This is a genomic window from Streptomyces sp. NPDC041135, from assembly GCF_055592085.1.
Window position 1 is genome coordinate 1 of the sequence record NZ_JBVIYZ010000023.1, and the last position, 16,909, is coordinate 16,909.

A 16,909-nucleotide genomic window follows, 5' to 3' on the forward strand; every position below is an offset into this window, starting at 1 on the left:
CACCCGCTGAATACGAGGCCAACCACTACCTCGCCAACACGAAACCCCAGGTCACAACCACAATCTGAAGTCTCTACCGAACCCGGAACGGTTCACGGTGCCGTGGCCGGAGCCGCTGGTCACATTTGCTTTGACCACTGGGCGTGAGGGCCAGTGCGGGTGAGTCTGCGGGGCATGAGTGATGAGCGCTGAGGTCGGATGGGCATCCGAGTGCCGCGGGAGGCGTTCGCAGTCGCGAGAGCATGCCGGCGTCGCTCGTCACGAGCCATCGCTCACGTAACCGCCGACCAGCCGTCGGACGGCGGCTCGCGCGCAAGGGGGACACGATTCGACGGTGCTCGCTGTCAGGTACGGACAAGCGGCCACTGCCGACTCCCGTTCCGCCGGTGCGATACGTCACGCACCGAACCGGCGTTCCGGGGGACCGTCAGTCCTGCGCTGCCAGCTTCCGGCAGAGTTACTGCTTGGCGATGTACTGCAACTCGAAGCCGCTGTCCACGTTCAATCCGCTGGCATTCTGGCAGACGACGGTGAGGTGCCGGTCGAACCGGCCCGGCGTCGAGGTGGGCACAGTCACCTCCTGGGTCTTCGAGCAGTACGCGAAACCGCTGCTGGTAGCAGTGACGATCGTCGCGCTGCTGCCGATTCCGGAGCCCTGAGCCGGGAGCCGGACGATGTAGTTGCCCTTTCGGGTCGGGTCGTGCTTCACGGTGATCTTACCGGACGTCGTGCCGTAGATGCGATTGCGCTGCCCGCTGGGCGTGATCGTACCGGCGGTCAGGAACGGCACACTGACATGGGCGTCGGAAGCGACGGACTTGAGTCCGATGATGCTCGCGCCGCGTGAGTAGCTCAGTTGCAGTCCAGTGGGGTCGACGGGCTTGGCGACCCCATCAATGATGGAGAAGTTGTCGCAAGCCACCTTGAACTTCTCGTTCTTCCCCGCGTTGACGGACCTGTGTGACAGGAAATGGCAGTTGGTCCGCTCCCCGACCCGCTCCGGGTCCTCGCTCGTCACGGCGAAGCTCTCGCCTCCGGCTCCCGCCAGCCGCGGGGTGACGACGGTGTAGCGCCCCTTGGCGGTTCGCTCGAGCGTGCTGCTGTCCGTTCTCCCGTTGGTCCTGTGGAACGTGGGTTCGAGCTTCCCGTTCACGTTGAGTGGGAACTCCCGTCGGACCAGGGTCACCTGGCCCTCCTCCGGTACGCCCTGGCTGTACGTCTCATCGAAGGAGTGGTCCGAGGGGGCACCCCCAGCATCCACACAGATGGCACCGAAGAAGAGGTCCTTCCCCGCACGCGTGATCTCGGTGGCGTGGCAGGAGCTGTGGTTCTTGATTCCCGTGCTCATCGCATGGGTGACTCCGCCGACGAAGCCGGCCGCGGAGGACCCTGGAGTGGCACCGCGGACCGTGAAGAAGTAGGCGCCCTTCACCAGGTGGTTCATCGTCACCTCGGCATCGTGTGCGTCGGCGAAGCTCGTCGACGGAAGCGTGATGTCCTGTCCGTACGTGGCCGCCAAAGTATCCGACACGGTGATGAACCCGCCCGCGACCTCCAGCTGCTGAGCAGCCTGAGCGACACCGGCCGCCGAAGCCAGGGACATACTCCCGAGACTCGCCACCGTCAGCAGGGCTGCGGCCAAGGAACGGTTGTACTTGGTAGTCATGTATGCCTTCTCAGGACTGGTGCCTATGTTGCCCCGTAGTACGCAGCGGAAGCCTGTACCAGTCTGAGTAGGTGGCACTCAATGCCGGTCGTGGCTGGTCGACCAGACTCATGGGCTTGGGCCACTCCATCGACCGTCCCCCGAACGACGACACTCCGAGACCGGCACACCTCGACCGCTGGGCGCTATGGCTCGGGGCTCCGCCTGTGCCGCAGCCAGACGACACCGTCGTGCGCGACGAGGCCCCACGGGCCGGGTCCCGGTGACGCTGCTGCGAGGGCTCGGCCGCTGCCTGCACCTGGCACCGGGACGCGTGGACCTGTGACACGCACTCGCTGCGGGCGCCGCTGATCACCTTCGAGCGACTGTCCGGGGCCAGCGGGTCGATGGACGCACCGTTGCGCGACCTCGTCCACGACGAATGCGCTCGGGTGCATGCGCTGTACGACAGAGTCCGCCGGTGTGCCTTCCTCGGATTCCCGCGAGGCACACCGGCGGACGACATATGCGCAGGATTACTTCCAGGTCTCGAGAGCCGCCCGGATCTGCGGGCGGAGCGAGTCGGCCAGCGCCTTGTCACCGACCTTCACCAGGTTCTCGAACTTCGGGTCATGACCGTCGCAGGGGGTGCTACCGCCAGTGCACTTCATCGGCCCTTCGAAGAAGTACCCCTGGACGAAGTCACGCGTCGACACGGCACCGGACGAGGTGCGGACGGGCAGGGAGACCCAGCCGTCGCTGGAGCGCGTGATCTGCCAGGTGTCGCACTGCATCGTCCCGTCGCAATACACCTTGTTGTATGTCCCTCCCTTGAGGCGTCCCTGCACCTGGGCGTAGAACGCCGACGCGAGGTCGGGTCGGCCGATGGCGGCGGCTTCTTCTTCGATGACCGTCTTGAACAGCGGCTGCCCGTTGACCATGCTGTCGACGAACGCCTGACGCGTCTTGTCATCGCCGGGGCCGAGTACGGACTTGGTGGGGTGGAACGCCTGCTCGTAGAGCTTTCCGAAGTCCTGAAGGGTGAAGGAGTTCCTGTCGGAGGTTTGTCCCGGGGCCTTGACCGAGCACCCGAGTCGAATCTCGTACTTGGTCTTCGTCATACCGAGCTTGGCAGCGGTGGCGTTGACCGCCGCGAGGCCTCCGACCCGGTCGAGCATCGCGTCCGTCGCTCGGTTGTCTGACGCCTTCATCATTGCCTTGGCCGTGGTGAACACGGGGGCCTCAACGGGGCTGGACAGAATCGGCTTACCGTCATCGGCGTACGCGCACACCTCGCCGTCCGTCGGCGCCGAGGGGTTGACGTAGTACTTCATGTAATTGCTGTAAGCATCCTTGTCCTCCCTGACGCGCATTGCCTCCGTCAGATGGACGAGCACCTTGGCGGCACTGGCGGGGTCGTGCACCCGCTGGCTGTTGAGATCGACGAGCACGGGCCCGTCCACCTGCTTCAGGTACAGTCCGTACGGGTTGCCTTCCGCGACCTCGGCCATGTCACTGCGGATCTGCCCGACCTCGTTGGTCTGGTCGTCGATGAACAAGGCGGTGGCCCGCGGCTGGTTGGTGGCATTCTTGTAGTGCCGCACCTGCAGGGCTCGCGCACCTGTCTGTGCCTGGAGATCCGAGATCTCCTGGTCCGTCGCGTTGACGAGGTTCCACCACGCCTTCCCTCCGTTGAGGCCGGCCGGCTCGGTGACCACCGCGAAAGTGTTGGGTGCGTCCGGTTCCAGCGAAACGAACCGCCAACCGCTCTTCGCCAAGTTCTTCAGCTGCTCCGGGGACTGGTTCGTGAACCAGGTCCCGCCCGTGGCGTCGACACCGGTGTTCTTCAGCAGTACCGCGTCGTAGCGGCCGCCACCCACGGGGTCGAGATCCACGACCTTGCCCTGGAAGGTCGACTGTGCCGAGGTGATCTCCGCAGGTGTTTTGTTGGTGACCACCGTGAAGGTGCGCTTCACATCCCCGACGTTCTCCACCATGGCCGCCGCGTACCTCACCGCGCCGGAGGAGTCCACGTAGCGCTCCACGTCGACGGGCCGCTTGTTCTCCTTGATGAACTTCAGCATCATCGACGCGTACGTCTCGCCGTAGGTCCAAGAAGCGCTGCCCGAGAGGGCTCGCCGGAAGACACCACTGTTCTGCACCAGTTGGGCCGTGAAGCGCCCGTCGCTCTCCGGCTCTATGTCGATGACCCGGGCGTTGTTGTCCGTCGCCCACTTGTTGATGTCGGCTGGGAGGGTGTTGTTGAACGTGCCCCATCCCGTGACTGCTGTCGAGTTGCGTTCCGGGTCGACAGCGGGAGCTGCCGACGCCACGGTCGACGTCATGACGACGAGGATCGCCGCTCCCAACAACGCGGTACGACAACGCATCTGCTACTCCCATGTCGAAGCGGGCCGGCAGTCTCGACGCCGGTCCTCCTGGCTCCCCTGGCATGTCGCAGCCCGGGGACGTTTACAGTCGGTTACATGGCTGAGTACGGGAGGCCCGTTCCTATGGGTCTGAGCAGTCGTTGCTCCACCTCGAGGCCTTTCCCTACCTCGCTCGTCCGAGCCTTGATGACCGGCGCGTTCCGCGGCGGACCGGACGGCCACCTCCGCAGCGTCAGAACGTGTCGAGCCACGGTGCCGGACGCCGTTCGCCGTGACGGTCCCGCACCTGCCGGCGGCGGCCCGAACCACCAGAGGCCGAGGCGTAACGCACTGGCAAGCAGTGAGCCTTTTCCAACCTCACGTCTATGCTGGTCAAAGGCGTGTCGGGCAGCGACAACGCCGACCAGTGGCAGGCCTGTAACCAGCAGATCCACAGTCGGCCGCCGCGCCGCGAACGCCCCGCCGGCATGGTCGACGTACCCGGCGGCCAGGTTGGAAAAGGCTCAGTGGGTGCCACCCTGGCTGGTAGGGCGCCGGGGGGGGAAGGGGAGGGGAGGGGTGCCGGGGGAGGGGTGCCGCATCGGATCGGCTGGCACTGGTCCTGCTGTGCCTGCGTGCACGGCGGATGGGCGAGTGCCTCGATTGGGTGTTCGTTGGCGAAGTCAGTGGCCTGTCACCGTAGGGCTGCGGTCACGCTCGCGCGTATGCCCGACTGGGATGTGCGCGTCGGGGCAGTCGTACTGGGCCGCCACCGCGCAGCAGGGGCGGTGACGGTGGGGTGGAGCACCTTCGGGTTCCGGCGGTCGCGACAGCTACCCGGTCCGCGGTGGCACACGAAGATCCTGATATCACTGAGCTTCCCGCAGCAGTCGCTCCAACGCCCGCCGCCGATGCGGCGCCTTTCCAACTGGCCAACGAAGGCGACTCGTGCGGGCTGTCGCCGCGATGCTGGCGCGGCACTTCTACAGCGCGGAGGTGTCGGGTTCCTTCCGCGCCGCTGCCTTCCGCGTTGTGATTCCCTCGGGGTTCCCGCCTGATGGCGTGGTACGTTGTCAGACTTTGTTCCTATCAGAAGGAATGCCATGGACGCTCCCTCCCTGCACAGCCGCTTCCTCGACGACGTACTTCCTCGGATCCGGCAGGATGTGCGAGTCGCTGGTGTTGCGGTCGCGGGGTCGATCGCGGTGGGAGCGCCTGATGTCTACTCCGATGTGGACCTGATCGTGGTCATCGACGACGAGGCGTTCGACTCGGTCATGCCGGAGCGGCTCACGCTGATCGGTTCATGGGCGGCCTTGGTGGCCGGGTTCACCGGGGAGCACGTCGGTGAACCTCGTTTGATCATCACACTCGTCGGGCCGCCCCTGCTGCATGTTGACTTCAAGTTTGTTCGCACTTCCGACTTCGCCGAGCGGGGCGAGGACCCGGATATCCTGTGGGACCGGGACGGCGGCCTGGCCGACACCCTTGCCGAGGGTCCGCCAGCGCCCCCCTCGCTGGACCTGCAGTGGATCGAAGACCGGTTCTGGATCTGGGTGCACTACGGTGCGACGAAACTCGGTCGCGGTGAACTGTTCGAGGTCATCGGCTTCCTCACCTACTTGCGAGAGGCCGTGCTGGGCCCTCTGGCAGCTCGCCGGGTGGGTGCGATCCCACGCGGTGTGCGCCACCTCGAATCCATCGCCCCTGATGAAGCACGCGACCTCAGGGCAACCTTGTGCAGTTACGACCGGCACGATGCCGGTCAGGCGCTCCTTGCCAGCATCGAGCTTTACCGACGGTGGCTCGACGACGCTGAGGCGGTGATCGAACGCCACCACCATGCCGAGGAACTCGCCGTGCAGTACCTCCAGGATGTCATTGCTCAGACGAGTTGACCGAGCCGCCTCGGAGCGCACTGCTCGGCGGCCTACAGCTTCCAGCCGGCGTTTCAGGAGTGGTGGAGCGTACTCATGAGGGGAACACTCTGATCGGGAGACGACGGAATCGGCGCCATCGACACGACCGCGCTGGTGTTCGCTCAGGGAGATGAGCCCCCGGGGACGCGTCTGTCGCAGAGGCCATGGCAGCCCTCGCGATGGCCGAGTACGTCCGCGATGTTCAGGAGCAGGACGTCCTGCGCGACGAGGGGGACATGCTCCAGGAGACCACCTCGGTGCCTGCGGCCATCGCTGACGGCGCCTACAAGTTTTCTCTGGAGCAGGCATTCTTCCGGTGCGGCGGCGTCGAGGACCGCAAGCAGAATGCGAAGCGTCTGATCTGACGCCACCGCGGCTTCCGGACCGCGCACGCGCGACTCCGGGTTAAGGGATCCGGGTGACTTTCATCGTGTAGCTGACGTTGCACTTGGCGGTGCCTTCGGATCCGGAGAAGGATCCCGCGGAGACCGGGGTGTTCGCCAAGGCGCTGGTGAGGGTCTTGTTCACCTTGGTGACGCAGACGGCGTCATCCCCCCACATGTCGTCGTGGTCCCACCAGTCCGCACCGATCGAGAAGTTGTCGCCGATCTGCGCACGCATCTTGATGCTGCTGGCGTTTCCTGAGGTGACCGAGTTGATGTCGGTGCACTGGTCCCTGTCGATGCTGTGGCAGAAGCCGTAGGGCACGTTGCTGGTGCTCCGCGAGACCAGGTCGGCAGCGACGTTGTACTTGCCCGCCCCCGCGCCCTTCAGATAGCACTGGTCCCAGTAACCGCAGTCCGTCCACGTGCTGCCGGCGGTTCCTGACCGGTGCCAGTTGTACGAGCTCAGGTAGTCGCGGTACGCGCCGTTCGACGTCATCGGCTCGTAGTTGTTCCAGTCCGGCCGGTTTCCGTTGATCAGGGAAAAGCTGCCGTAGGGTTCGACGTCATCGCACCCGTCGACTTCGAGAAAGTCGCAGTCGTGGATATCACTGAGGGTCAGGTAGTCGAACTGCACCTCGATGTCGTACCACCCGGTCGAGGCCCGTGCTGCGGACGCCGAGTACAGCGTCATGGATAAGGAAATGACGCCTGCCGCGACGGCAGAGGCCGCGACTTTCTGTATGTGCTCCATTTTGTTGAGCCTCCTTGTTCCTGAAGCGTATCTGGCGGCGTTTTCGGCTTGAGAGTAGAAAATGCTCAATTACCGGACGATGGCGAGGGCTTTCGCGCGTCGGCGTGCGCATGATCCTCACCGGCGTGGCACCGCCGGCCGGTCATCGGGCAGCGGACCGTCATGCTTCGCGACTCGCTGTCCCGACTCCGTCCGCACCGGTCCGGTGAACCGCTGCACCCAAACCGCTGGTGTAGTCGTAGGAGCCATGGCCTGCTTCTGTCCTGCTCGCCTCTCGTCTCCGAAGTGGTATATCGCAAGGTTCAGCGTCCGGCGGCAGCGCCGGAGCCGGGCGACCTCTGGAGGCCCGACACGTCGACCGCCTCGAAGTCGCGGCCGGACAAGGAGTCGAGCTGGTGCAGCGCCTCGTTGTTCCACCGGTCGTCCTGCGTGCCGCTGACGTACCAGGCGGAGCCGTTGTCGGCGACGATGGCGCCGTAGGTCTTGAGGGCCTGGGCGATGGCCTTCGCCTGAGGGGCGAGCCCGGAGATGTCGGTACCGGCCTTGAGCCGTAGACGCAGCCCCATCGGCGGCAGGTTGCTGTCGGTCGCGCTGGACGCCTGGTGCCTGGCCGGCCACAGGTAGGCGTGTTGGGTGCGGGGCACGGTGATGCGCAGGGCGTGGTCGATCGTGCCGGTGGCGGCCTCGTCGTAGCGGGCGAGACCGGGCAGGATGGGCAGGCCCGCGGCATCGGCGGAGGTCCAGCCGGCGGGCCGCAGCGCATTGGACCTGAGGTCGAAGACCGCTCCCGAGCCGGCACGCCAACCGCGGCCCGACGGACGGGCGTCGTAGAGTTCGTACACCTTGCAGGCCGCCTTGTCCAAGGCGATGACATGGCGGTCACCGGTGGCACTCGGGCCGCCTTCGACCAGAGCGTCGGCCGGGACGGGGTAGGGCCCCCGGTCGCTCTCCCCGGCGTAGTCGAACGAAACAGGGACGGCAGGGGTGCCCGCCGGAACCGAGGTGATCGGTATGCCGAACGGAGCGCCCTGCCAGGTCCCTGAACCGAAGTCGGCGCGCAGGCTCTTGTCCGCACCGATGGAGGCCACGTAGGCGGTCGACCGCCCGGACACGGGCAGACCGTCCACCCGGGCGCGCCAGATGCTGTCGGCGGGGGCGACCGGACAGCCGCCGAGGTCCTTCGCAGCATCGGCCGCTGCCGCGCGTGCGCGGGCGGGAGGGCGCAGGCGTGGCGCGGCCGAGGGCGCGGGCCGCGGAGACGAGGTGGCGGTCGCCGCCGGTGCGGCAGTGGCCGCGGCCGTGGCGGGCTCCGAACTCTCCGAAGCGGCGGACCGGGGGGACGCGGAGTCCCGCGCTGCGTCCTTGACGTCGTCCGCAGCCGTCACGGAGCCGGGTCCGCCGGCCGGGCCGCCGTGCAGCACCATGGCCACTGCGCCCGCGGCGATCGCCACGGCCGTCGCCACGGCGAGGGCGGGTCCGTGCCGCCGCGGCCGCGAGTGCCGGCGGCGCGGGGAGGCGTGAGTGGGGTCCTGGGCCATGTGCGGTTACTCCTTCGGTCGGTGTCTCCGAGGAGTTGCGCTGCAGGCGTGCCGTCCGTCGGGCATCCGCGCACGGAGACCGGCGTCAGCCTGCCACGGAGCCGGGCCGACCTGGGGTTGGCGGGACAGTTGGAGTAGGAGTTACTCGGCACGGACGGAATTACGGGATGCTGGTGCGCAACGGTTCGTTCACGGGATGCCAGTACGCACGCGTGCGCGCCCGGCCGGCAGAGGCGGGTGGTGAAGCCCCCGCCGGTGCCACGTCCGCCCCCTTGTGCAACTTGGTGAGGAGGGGTCTGTCGCTCATGGGACCGGCCAGTGGAGGGCGGCAGCAGGATTTCGGCGCCGGGTGTGGCGAGGGCTTGCACGACCGAGAGCAGCCCCTGCGTCGATCCGGGTATGACGAAGATGAACTCTGGTGGTGTGCCGTGGCCACTGCCCGTGTTCAGCTTGTCGGCGGGCGTACTGCGCGGACCGGCCGAGCCTTCGCACGCCGTGCAGCGGATACGCCGGGTCGGGGCAGCCCGTTCGATGCCGTCGCCCAGTTCCGCCGGCGGCTGGAAGCCCGGCTCCCTGTTGTGCAGCTTGATCACGGGCTCGGTGTGGTTCCTGCCCGCCGCGGCGACGGCGCGGAACATGGCGCGCACGCTCGAGCCGGGATCGTGCCGTCCCGCGAAGCGGGCCATTCGCGAACCAACTCGGTGATCGGGGCCGTCGCGTCGCCATCGGCGGACCCGGCGGCGCCGAGGAGGTTCACGGCCAGAGAGGACGCCCCGGGCGGCGGCCTGACACGGTGATGAACAACCAGCACAGGTCGGTGGGACAGCGGCTCTCCAGCATATGGCTCAGCAGGGACAGTTCGTCCGGCGTGTGCGTCCCGCGTGCTTCCACGATGGGGAGGTACTGGCGGAAGACCTGGCGCCAGAACGAGTTCACTTCCGGCGTCGTGCCCAGCATGAGCGGAGTGAGGCGGACGTCGATGTCGACGCATCCGGCCCGCTGCATCAGTGCGGGCACGGACCGGGCCCAGTGGACGTCGCAGCCCTGCTCCTCCAGGAGAGAGGTCAGGGTGCGGATGGCCAGCTGCAGCGATTCAGCACTCCGGTCCGATACGGGCAGGACGTAGAAGTCCTCCACCACGGCGTATCCGGCCGGCCGTACCCACGAGACGAGCCGGTTCAAAATCGCGTCCCGGTCCGGCAGATGGGCCAGCAGGGCGCGGGTGTGGACCAGGTCGAAGGAACCTTGCTCGAAGGCCTCGAACCGGGCGTCGAACGGTCGGATCTGGAGGTTATCGAAGCGTCTCGCGTCCAGATAGCGGGTGTCGATGTCGGCGGCGATGACGTGTCCCCGGGGGTTCTGCTCGGCCATGCCGTAAGCCACGGAGCCGGCGCCCGCGCCCAGTTCGAGGTAACGTCCGGTCGGGCTGGTCCCGAGCCTGCGCAGTACGGACCAGGTCACGGGGTCCAGCATGTGCTGCAGTGCGTGCAACCTGGCGAGTTCGCCGGGAATATCCATGTTCAGGATTCCCGTGGGGTACGGGTCGTCAAGGGCGTCTGTGTGAGTCACTGTTTCTCCCGGATCCTGTGCGGCGGCAGCCCGTGGGCCCAGGCGGCCGGAGCACCGGTACTCTCACCATGGGTCACGGCCCCGCTACGGCGGCTGAGCAACGGGTACTCAACGTGACGGCTCCGCCGCGGGCGGGGACAGCCACGGCAGGACCCGGAGGTGCAAGCCGGGCCCACGCGAAGCGGACCGGTGGATCAGGACGCGCGGACGACGATCAGGTCGCGGGGGTCTTGGGGACGGGGGCCGCCGCGGCGGTGAAGCCGGATGAGTCACTGCTTTTCCCGGGCCGTCGGACGGACCGGAAGAGGCCGTCCGGAAACGGACGGCCTCCGTGCGCAGGTGGCGGCTCAGGCCGACCCGATGGGCGTGACGGCCGGCTCGCGCCCCGGCCGCGGGCCCGGGCTCAGCTGCAGATCAGGCGACCTCGCTGGGCATCCGCGGCCAGGTTGTCGATGACGCTCCTGTCGAACGGGAGCGTGAAGTGGTTGATGTTCGGGCCACTCTTCTGGCTGGTCGTCTCCCGGAACTCGAACCGGTGGCAGCTGGGCGTCTGAGCCTGCGCCGGCCAGACATCCTTGATAGCGCGGTTGGTGGTGTCCTCCTGGTTGCCGTCACCTGAGGCGGTGATCCAGTTCGCCTGGCCCGGCGCGACCTGGCCCACGGTCAGGGTGGGAAGGTTCATGCCCACCACGGTGTCGACCCCTGTGACGGATTCCGCGTAGACGTCGACGTTCGGCAGGTGGGCCGTGTCGTACTTCAGCAGGCCGATGTAGTGGTCGGCGATCTCGTTGGCCGAGGCGGACATCCCGGCGTCCTTGAAGAGCGTCTTCCAGTCGGCGGGCGTGTAGTGCTTGCCCGTGCCGCCGTCCACCAGCACGTCCTCCGAGGCCCCGAAGACGGCGGGGTCCGCGGCGCTCATGTACGTGGCCGGAGAGGCCAGGTGCATCAGCGTGCTGCTCTGCGCGTTCTGCTTGGTGGCCGGGAAACCGAGGTCGGAGACGTTCACGCCGGTGAACATCGCTGGGTAGAGGAGCCCCTGCCCCGGCCAGTTGCCGGCGAGCGCGGTGAAGCCGTGGACATACTTGGCTTTCCAGGTATCCGTCATCTGGCTCAGGAAGTAGTACGTGTACAGCGGGCCGTTGGAGTGGCCGACCAGCTGGACGGGGGTGTTGCCGTTGGTCTCGTAGGTCTCCTCGACCAGGCGCTTCGTCCGGTTGACGAAGTTCTCGCCGGCGTCGATGGCGTTCGTGAGGTCCGGGGTCAGATCGGCCTGGTAACCGGCGACCTTGATGTTCTGGTTCCTGGTCCAGCCGCGGTTCTCCAGCTCTTGGTACAGCTTCTCGTAGTACGGCGCGCTGGAGGTGTTCCCGTAGTCCGGGATGCTGACCTCGACGCCGTCCTGCCGGGAGAAGCGGCTTTCCATCATTGCGGAGGAGTTGTCGTACTTCAGCGTCAGCAGGTGGTCGCGGCAGATCTGGTTGAAGGGCGTCGTGTCCGGGAGCTGGGGGTTCCTGTAGTAGTCGTCGAAGGTACCGCCCCCCGTCGGGCAGTTCACGGTGTCGGCCGGGTGGTTCTCCTGGACCGTGACCCGGGTCTTGGTGAAGTGGAAGGCGGGGAACAAGACGATGGGGGTCTGGGCGGGGGAGGTTACCGCCTGGGAGGTTCCGGCTCCCATGAGCGGAAGGACGCTGGCGGCCAGGACCGCAGCGCACAAGCTGCGTAACCGGAGCTTGCGAGACAAGGTGTACTCCTGAGTAAAAGTGAGCCGAGTGATCGCTCAGCCTTCTGGGAGCGGACCGCTCATGGCCGGCCGGCGACGGGCCGCCGTGTTCCGGGCCCGGCGATGACCGGGTGGCCCGCACGCTGAGCACACCACGGGAAAGGCGAGAGCACGTGAGCAGGTGCTACTCGGGTGCGTGACGGCGCAGTACGCGGACGCCTCTAGTGGGAACTGCCCAGAGTGACGGTGAGCTTCTCCAGGCTGCGGAGCATGTACCCGCCGGGCAGGTAGACGGGCTCGAATTTCTGGTGCAACGTCATGTCCGGGTACCTGGCGATGAGGCGGCGGAGGACCGAGCGAGCCTCCAGGCGGGCCAGGGGCGCACCCAGACAGAAGTGGATGCCGTACCCGAACGCCTGGTGACGGTGGGCGTCCGCGCGCCCGATGTCGAAGGAGTCGGCGTCGCCGGCCCACGCGGGATCGCGCCCGGGCGCGCCCGTCATCACGTGTACCCGTGCGCCGGCCGGGATCCGGACGTCGCCCCACTGAGTGTCGCGGACCGCGTAACGGGTGGTGCCCTGGGCTCCTGAGTCGTAGCGCAGGCCTTCCTCGACGGCGACATCGACCAGACGCGGATCGGCGACCAGGCGCCGCCACTGCTCGGGGTGTGCCAAGAGGGCGTGCAGGATGTTGGCGATCGAACTCATGGCTGTCTCGTGGCCGGCCGCCAGGAGGAACCGCAGGGCCGCCACCGCCTGGCTCAGCGTGCACGTGCCCCCTGACGCGGCGCCGGCCAGCACGGAGGCGATGTCATCCTTGGGGTCGGCCGCGCGCGTCGAGAGCAGGGCCCGGTAGTACGCGTCGTACTCCACGAGGGCCTGCGCGCAGAGCACCTGTTCGGCGCCGCTGAGTGGGACGACGAGGAGCGCCATCCACTGGTCGTGCCACGTCTTGATCCTCGCGTGGTCCTCGGCCGGTACGCCCATCAGGTCCCCGATGACGCGCATGGGCAGGGGGCAGGACAACGACTCGACGAGATCCGCCGTTTCCTGCCCGGCGAACTCGCCGATGAAGGAATCGACGAGTTCCGTCAGGGCGGGTTCTAGTTCGTTCATCGCGGTCGCCGTGAAGCGGCTCGCGAGGACGGTCCGCAATGCCGTGTGCTCCGGGGGATCCATGGCGAGCAGCGCCGGCGTGAAGTAGTCGGACTCTCGCAGGACAGCGACGCATTCGGCGGTGAGTTCGTGGTCGCTGTCAAAATTGCGTTCCGTGGAGAAGTCCTGGTTGTTCTTGAGGATGGCGACGACCTCGTCGCGGCCGGTCACGACCCACAGTCCCAGGTCATCGACGTAGCTGACGGGGCTGGCCGTCCGTGTGGCGCGGTAGGTGTCGAAGATCTTCGCCATGAAATGGGGGTTGCGGGAATCCAGTGCGTACTGGATATCGGCCGGGCACTCGTCGCGTCCGTCGATGTGGTTCATGGGAGATCACCGGCTCGTCGGGAGAGGGAGGGCTCCGGGAGGAATACCGGTCCCAGGGAAGTTTCGGCGTACGGTACGGCCAGCGATCCACCAGGGAATGAGTAGCCCTTGCTCAAAGAAGGTGGCTCGCGGTATCCGCTGTACTCGTCTTTTGGAATGCTGCTAACGTGCACGGCATGAAGCGCGCTGCCATGACGACGACGCCGGAGAGTGTCCCGGCGCGCTGACCGATGTCTGAGTCCGAAGCCCCGGGGCGAGTGCCCGGGGCTTCGCCGTGTGGTCACTCGCCCGTCCCTGTGAGGAGACCGCCATGCACGACCACCGCAAGCTGGGCCGAGAACTGGGTCTGTTCGACACCGATCCGCTGATCGGCGCCGGACTGCCGTACTGGTTGCCCGACGGGGCGACCGTGCGGCACACCCTGGAGGAGTACATCAGGAGCGCCGAGCGGCGGGCCGGATACCGGCACGTCTGCTCACCCGTCCTCGGCAAGCGGGCGCTGTACGAGCTGTCCGGCCACTGGGAGCACTACAGCGACGACATGTTCCCCCCCATGGACCTCGGGGGCGAGCAGATCGTTCTGAGGCCGAGCCTGTGCCCGCACCACGCGGTGATCTACCGCTCGCGCTCCCACAGCTACCGCGAACTGCCCCTGCGCATGGCCGAATTGGGGGGCATGTACCGGTCCGAACTCTCCGGTGTGCTCGGCGGGCTGACCCGGGTGCGGGCCATCCAGCTGAACGACGCGCACATTTTCTGCCCCCTGGAGCAGGTGGCGGACGAGGCACGGTCCGCACTGGCCATGGTCCGCCGGGCCTACGAGGCCCTCGGAATCACCCCGAGCCGGTACCGCCTGTCGCTCCCCGGGCCGGGCGGCAAGTACGTCGCCGCACCGGAGAAGTGGCAGCGGTCCATCGCCCTGCTGACCGAGGTGCTCGACGCATCCGGCTTGTCCTACGAGAAGGCGGAAGGAGAGGCCGCCTTCTACGGACCCAAGATCGATATCCAGATCACCGATGGGGCGGGCCGGGAGTGCACTCTCTCCACCGTCCAGGTCGACTTCCACCAGCCCGAGCAGTTCGGCCTGGAGTACATCGGACCGGACGGTGCCAGGCACCGGCCAGTCATGATCCACCGCAGCATCATCGGCAGTGTGGAACGTGCCGTCGCCCATCTGATCGAACTGCACGGCGGCGCCTTCCCCGCGTGGCTGGCCCCCACGCAGCTGCTGGTACTGCCCGTCTCCGACGCCGAGGTGCCGCAGGCCGAGGCCCTGGTACGGCGCGGCGCGGAGTCCGGCCTGCGCGCGGAGATCGCGGCCCCCGACCGCGGCACCCTTGGTGCCCGCATCCGTGCGGCCAGGCTGGTGCCCTACCAAGCCGTCATCGGGGCCAGGGAGGCCACCGAGGACCTGGTCGCCCTGCGCCTGCGGGACGGACGGCGGCTCGCCGCCCTGCCGGCCGAGGAAATCCTGACCGGCATCCGCGCGCTGGTGGAAGCGCACAGCACCGTGCTGTGGAGCGGCGTCGCCGGGTAGAGGCCGATGGTTCTGCGCGTCCCGCGGGCCCGGACGTCCGGCGTATCAGGCGGGCATGAGCCGTTCGTAGCAGTCGTAGTTCCGCTGAGTGATGATCTTCCCTTCGCGAAACTCCAGGAAGGTCGCGATATGGGCCCGCAGGGTATGTCCTGCGGGCAGGTCGCCCAGCGGAACGGCGATCGTCCCGGTCCAGAGCACTTCGAGGGCGACTTGATTGCCCACAGCAAGGGCGTTGAGCACCTCGAAGCTCTGTGCGCTCAGTGCCTCGCGGCCGGCGCGGGCGGCGGCGCACAGGCCGGCCAGGTCCCGGACATTGCCGTCAGGGAACAGCGCGTTGGGCAACTCATGGTGGATGGCGTCGGGATGGAAGAACGCGGAGAGTTCCTCGCCGGTGGCGAAGCCGGAAACGGCCTGGTGGTAACGGACAGCGGTGTCGATGTCGGGGTGTTGTTGCAGTGGCATGCTAGACAACCGTAGTTGCACAACTATGGTTGTCAAGTGCAGGATGTCCTCATGCAGCCCTCGCTCGACCCGCGTCAACTGGACACCGGAACTCTCGCCCTCTTCGTCGGCCACGGCGCCGCCCTGCTGGTTCAGGAGCAGCTGGCCGAGCAGGGCTTCGGCGATCTGCGTTTCTCGCACGGCTACGTCTTTCAGTGCCTGATCGACGATGAGCCCACGGTCGGCGAACTGGCCGCGCACCTGGGCATGACCCAGCAGGGCGCTTCCAAAGCCGTGACGGAACTCGAACGCCTCGACTACTGCGAGCGCGTGCCCGATGCTGCCGACGCCCGGATCCGCCGCGTCCGGCTGACCGGTCGCGGCCAGGACGCCGTGGCCACGGCGCGGCGCGCCCGCACCGCTCTGGATCAGCGCCTGGCCGACCGTTTCGGCAAACAGCTCCTGGACGAGCATCGCGACCTTCTGGTCCGGCTCCTGGATGAGCTCGGCGGAACCGCGGCGGTCGAGCGCCGGGCCGTACGACCACCCCGGTAGCCTCCGGGCACGTGCGCCCACAGGAAGAAGCAGCACGGGGGTACCGCATGCCCGGGATCTCGTGCGGATCTCCTCCGCCCTCCAGCCACAACCGTCGACGATCGCTCGGAAGGAACTCGTGCACCGTGGAACCCATCGAGCGCAGAAGCGTGGTCGACGTACTGGAAGAACGCCTGCGCGACGACATCCTGGGCGGTGTCCACCCGGCCGGGGCATACCTGCCTTCCGAACGCGAACTCGCCGCCGGCTACGGGGTCAACCGCGCCACGCTCAAACACGCTCTGTCCCGTCTGGAACAGGCCGGGCTGCTCACGACCCGGCACGGGGTCGGCAGCCTGGTGCGGGATTTCGTCAGGTCGGGCGGGGCGGACCTGCTCCCGCTTCTGGTCCGGCAGGACGCGCGCTGGCTGGACGACGTCTTCGAGGCGCGCAGGGCGATCGGCAGCGTCATCGCCCGGCAGGCGGCGAGTCGGGCCGGTTCTCGCGGCGGAGCCTTCCAGGAGGCCGTGCGGACCGTAGGTCGGGCCCCCGACGCGCACCTTGCCCAATCGGCGGAAGCGGATGTGCACCGCGAGCTGGCACGGCTGTCCCGGAACCGGGTGTACGTCCTGCTCACCAACACGCTCCTCGGAGCCTATCTGCCCGTCCGGCACCTGCTCACCGGACCGTTCGAGGATCCGGTCCTGGCCGGTGAGCGCCTGCTGCCTCTCGCCGCGGCGGTCGAGGCGGCAGACGCGGCCGCCGCCGGACGGGCGGCTTCGGACTACCTCGACCTGACCGGCGGGCTCATGTTGTCGGCGCTCCGGGACCGTGAGTGAGTACAGGCCCGCCGCCCGGGAGAGGTGCGGGCCCGGCCCGCATGCGCCGGCAGGCCGACGCTCATCCCCCTCAGGGAGGTCCGGCTCCGGCCGTCATCAGCCGCGGTGGGCACTGGTGGTCCGTGCCCCGGGCGCGACCGCGGCACACTGCGGTGGCGCCCACGCGTTCGCGTTGTGAGC

The 16,909-nt window shown here is 67.6% G+C and carries 13 protein-coding genes and 1 pseudogene; 6 read left to right on the plus strand and 8 right to left on the minus strand.

From position 1 onward, the window contains the following. Positions 1–457: 457 nt before the first annotated feature. Both ACZ6CZ_RS31435 and ACZ6CZ_RS31440 read right to left on the minus strand, forming a co-directional pair. Positions 458–1,666 carry a hypothetical protein gene (locus ACZ6CZ_RS31435; RefSeq protein ID WP_469027950.1) on the minus strand — a complete coding sequence of 403 codons (1,209 nt, stop codon included), beginning with the start codon at positions 1,664–1,666 and terminating at the stop codon, positions 458–460. A gap of 515 nt (positions 1,667–2,181) precedes the next feature. Further along, positions 2,182–3,990, minus strand: a complete 1,809-nt coding sequence (locus tag ACZ6CZ_RS31440) for a serine hydrolase (protein WP_469027953.1) — start codon at positions 3,988–3,990, stop codon at positions 2,182–2,184. A 1,127-nt stretch (positions 3,991–5,117) separates the two neighbouring features. Between ACZ6CZ_RS31440 and ACZ6CZ_RS31445 the strand changes: the two genes are divergently transcribed. Both ACZ6CZ_RS31445 and ACZ6CZ_RS31450 read left to right on the plus strand, forming a co-directional pair. After that, entirely contained in the window at positions 5,118–5,912 is a 795-nt protein-coding gene (locus ACZ6CZ_RS31445; RefSeq protein ID WP_469027955.1) for a nucleotidyltransferase domain-containing protein, read from the plus strand. A gap of 53 nt (positions 5,913–5,965) precedes the next feature. Further along, positions 5,966–6,154 (plus strand): annotated as a pseudogene (locus tag ACZ6CZ_RS31450) (F0F1 ATP synthase subunit beta); the annotation flags it as partial. Between the two features lie 184 nt (positions 6,155–6,338). Here ACZ6CZ_RS31450 and ACZ6CZ_RS31455 read toward each other — a convergent pair. Both ACZ6CZ_RS31455 and ACZ6CZ_RS31460 read right to left on the minus strand, forming a co-directional pair. After that, the gene (locus tag ACZ6CZ_RS31455) at positions 6,339–7,070 is read right to left on the minus strand and encodes a hypothetical protein (protein ID WP_469027957.1); all 732 of its coding nucleotides are present in this window, start codon (positions 7,068–7,070) and stop codon (positions 6,339–6,341) included. 302 nt (positions 7,071–7,372) lie between these two features. Next, positions 7,373–8,608, minus strand: a complete 1,236-nt coding sequence (locus tag ACZ6CZ_RS31460; protein ID WP_469027960.1) for a hypothetical protein — start codon at positions 8,606–8,608, stop codon at positions 7,373–7,375. 399 nt (positions 8,609–9,007) lie between these two features. On the opposite strand from ACZ6CZ_RS31460, the gene ACZ6CZ_RS31465 reads away from it, so the two are divergent. Continuing rightward, positions 9,008–9,313 (plus strand): hypothetical protein, encoded by a 306-nt coding sequence (locus ACZ6CZ_RS31465; protein WP_469027962.1) that lies wholly within the window; start codon positions 9,008–9,010, stop codon positions 9,311–9,313. A 48-nt stretch (positions 9,314–9,361) separates the two neighbouring features. Here the strand turns inward: ACZ6CZ_RS31465 and ACZ6CZ_RS31470 are convergent, their stop codons facing one another. The 3 genes from ACZ6CZ_RS31470 to ACZ6CZ_RS31480 all read right to left on the minus strand — a co-directional run bounded on the left by ACZ6CZ_RS31470 (position 9,362) and on the right by ACZ6CZ_RS31480 (position 13,378). After that, positions 9,362–10,126: a class I SAM-dependent methyltransferase gene (locus ACZ6CZ_RS31470; protein WP_469027964.1), complete on the minus strand. Its 765-nt coding sequence runs from the start codon at positions 10,124–10,126 to the stop codon at positions 9,362–9,364. A 454-nt stretch (positions 10,127–10,580) separates the two neighbouring features. Beyond that, the gene (locus ACZ6CZ_RS31475; protein ID WP_469027967.1) at positions 10,581–11,852 is read right to left on the minus strand and encodes a lipase/acyltransferase domain-containing protein; all 1,272 of its coding nucleotides are present in this window, start codon (positions 11,850–11,852) and stop codon (positions 10,581–10,583) included. Positions 11,853–12,118: 266 nt separating this feature from the next. Beyond that, complete coding sequence (locus tag ACZ6CZ_RS31480) at positions 12,119–13,378, minus strand: cytochrome P450 (RefSeq protein ID WP_469027969.1); 1,260 nt, start codon at positions 13,376–13,378, stop codon at positions 12,119–12,121. Positions 13,379–13,652: 274 nt separating this feature from the next. Here ACZ6CZ_RS31480 and thrS point away from each other — a divergent pair, with 274 nt between their 5' ends. Then, positions 13,653–14,915, plus strand: a complete 1,263-nt coding sequence (gene thrS / locus ACZ6CZ_RS31485) for a threonine--tRNA ligase (protein WP_469027972.1) — start codon at positions 13,653–13,655, stop codon at positions 14,913–14,915. Between the two features lie 45 nt (positions 14,916–14,960). On the opposite strand, the gene ACZ6CZ_RS31490 is transcribed toward thrS, so the two are convergent. Continuing rightward, the gene (locus ACZ6CZ_RS31490) at positions 14,961–15,377 is read right to left on the minus strand and encodes a nuclear transport factor 2 family protein (protein WP_469027974.1); all 417 of its coding nucleotides are present in this window, start codon (positions 15,375–15,377) and stop codon (positions 14,961–14,963) included. Positions 15,378–15,413: 36 nt separating this feature from the next. Here ACZ6CZ_RS31490 and ACZ6CZ_RS31495 point away from each other — a divergent pair, with 36 nt between their 5' ends. Next, positions 15,414–15,911 (plus strand): MarR family winged helix-turn-helix transcriptional regulator, encoded by a 498-nt coding sequence (locus tag ACZ6CZ_RS31495; RefSeq protein WP_469027977.1) that lies wholly within the window; start codon positions 15,414–15,416, stop codon positions 15,909–15,911. 125 nt (positions 15,912–16,036) lie between these two features. Next, positions 16,037–16,729 (plus strand): FadR/GntR family transcriptional regulator, encoded by a 693-nt coding sequence (locus ACZ6CZ_RS31500; RefSeq protein ID WP_469027979.1) that lies wholly within the window; start codon positions 16,037–16,039, stop codon positions 16,727–16,729. Positions 16,730–16,909 lie beyond the last annotated feature (180 nt).

Coding starts and splice junctions, on each gene's coding strand:
- ACZ6CZ_RS31475 (WP_469027967.1), bottom strand. CDS start 11,852: ATGGGAGCCGGAACCTCCCAGGCGGTAACCTCCCCCGCCCAGACCCCC.
- ACZ6CZ_RS31470 (WP_469027964.1), bottom strand. CDS start 10,126: ATGGATATTCCCGGCGAACTCGCCAGGTTGCACGCACTGCAGCACATG.
- ACZ6CZ_RS31455 (WP_469027957.1), bottom strand. CDS start 7,070: ATGGAGCACATACAGAAAGTCGCGGCCTCTGCCGTCGCGGCAGGCGTC.
- ACZ6CZ_RS31440 (WP_469027953.1), bottom strand. CDS start 3,990: ATGACGTCGACCGTGGCGTCGGCAGCTCCCGCTGTCGACCCGGAACGC.
- ACZ6CZ_RS31465 (WP_469027962.1), top strand. CDS start 9,008: ATGACGAAGATGAACTCTGGTGGTGTGCCGTGGCCACTGCCCGTGTTC.
- ACZ6CZ_RS31435 (WP_469027950.1), bottom strand. CDS start 1,666: ATGACTACCAAGTACAACCGTTCCTTGGCCGCAGCCCTGCTGACGGTG.
- ACZ6CZ_RS31490 (WP_469027974.1), bottom strand. CDS start 15,377: ATGCCACTGCAACAACACCCCGACATCGACACCGCTGTCCGTTACCAC.
- ACZ6CZ_RS31460 (WP_469027960.1), bottom strand. CDS start 8,608: ATGGCCCAGGACCCCACTCACGCCTCCCCGCGCCGCCGGCACTCGCGG.
- ACZ6CZ_RS31480 (WP_469027969.1), bottom strand. CDS start 13,378: ATGAACCACATCGACGGACGCGACGAGTGCCCGGCCGATATCCAGTAC.
- ACZ6CZ_RS31445 (WP_469027955.1), top strand. CDS start 5,118: ATGGACGCTCCCTCCCTGCACAGCCGCTTCCTCGACGACGTACTTCCT.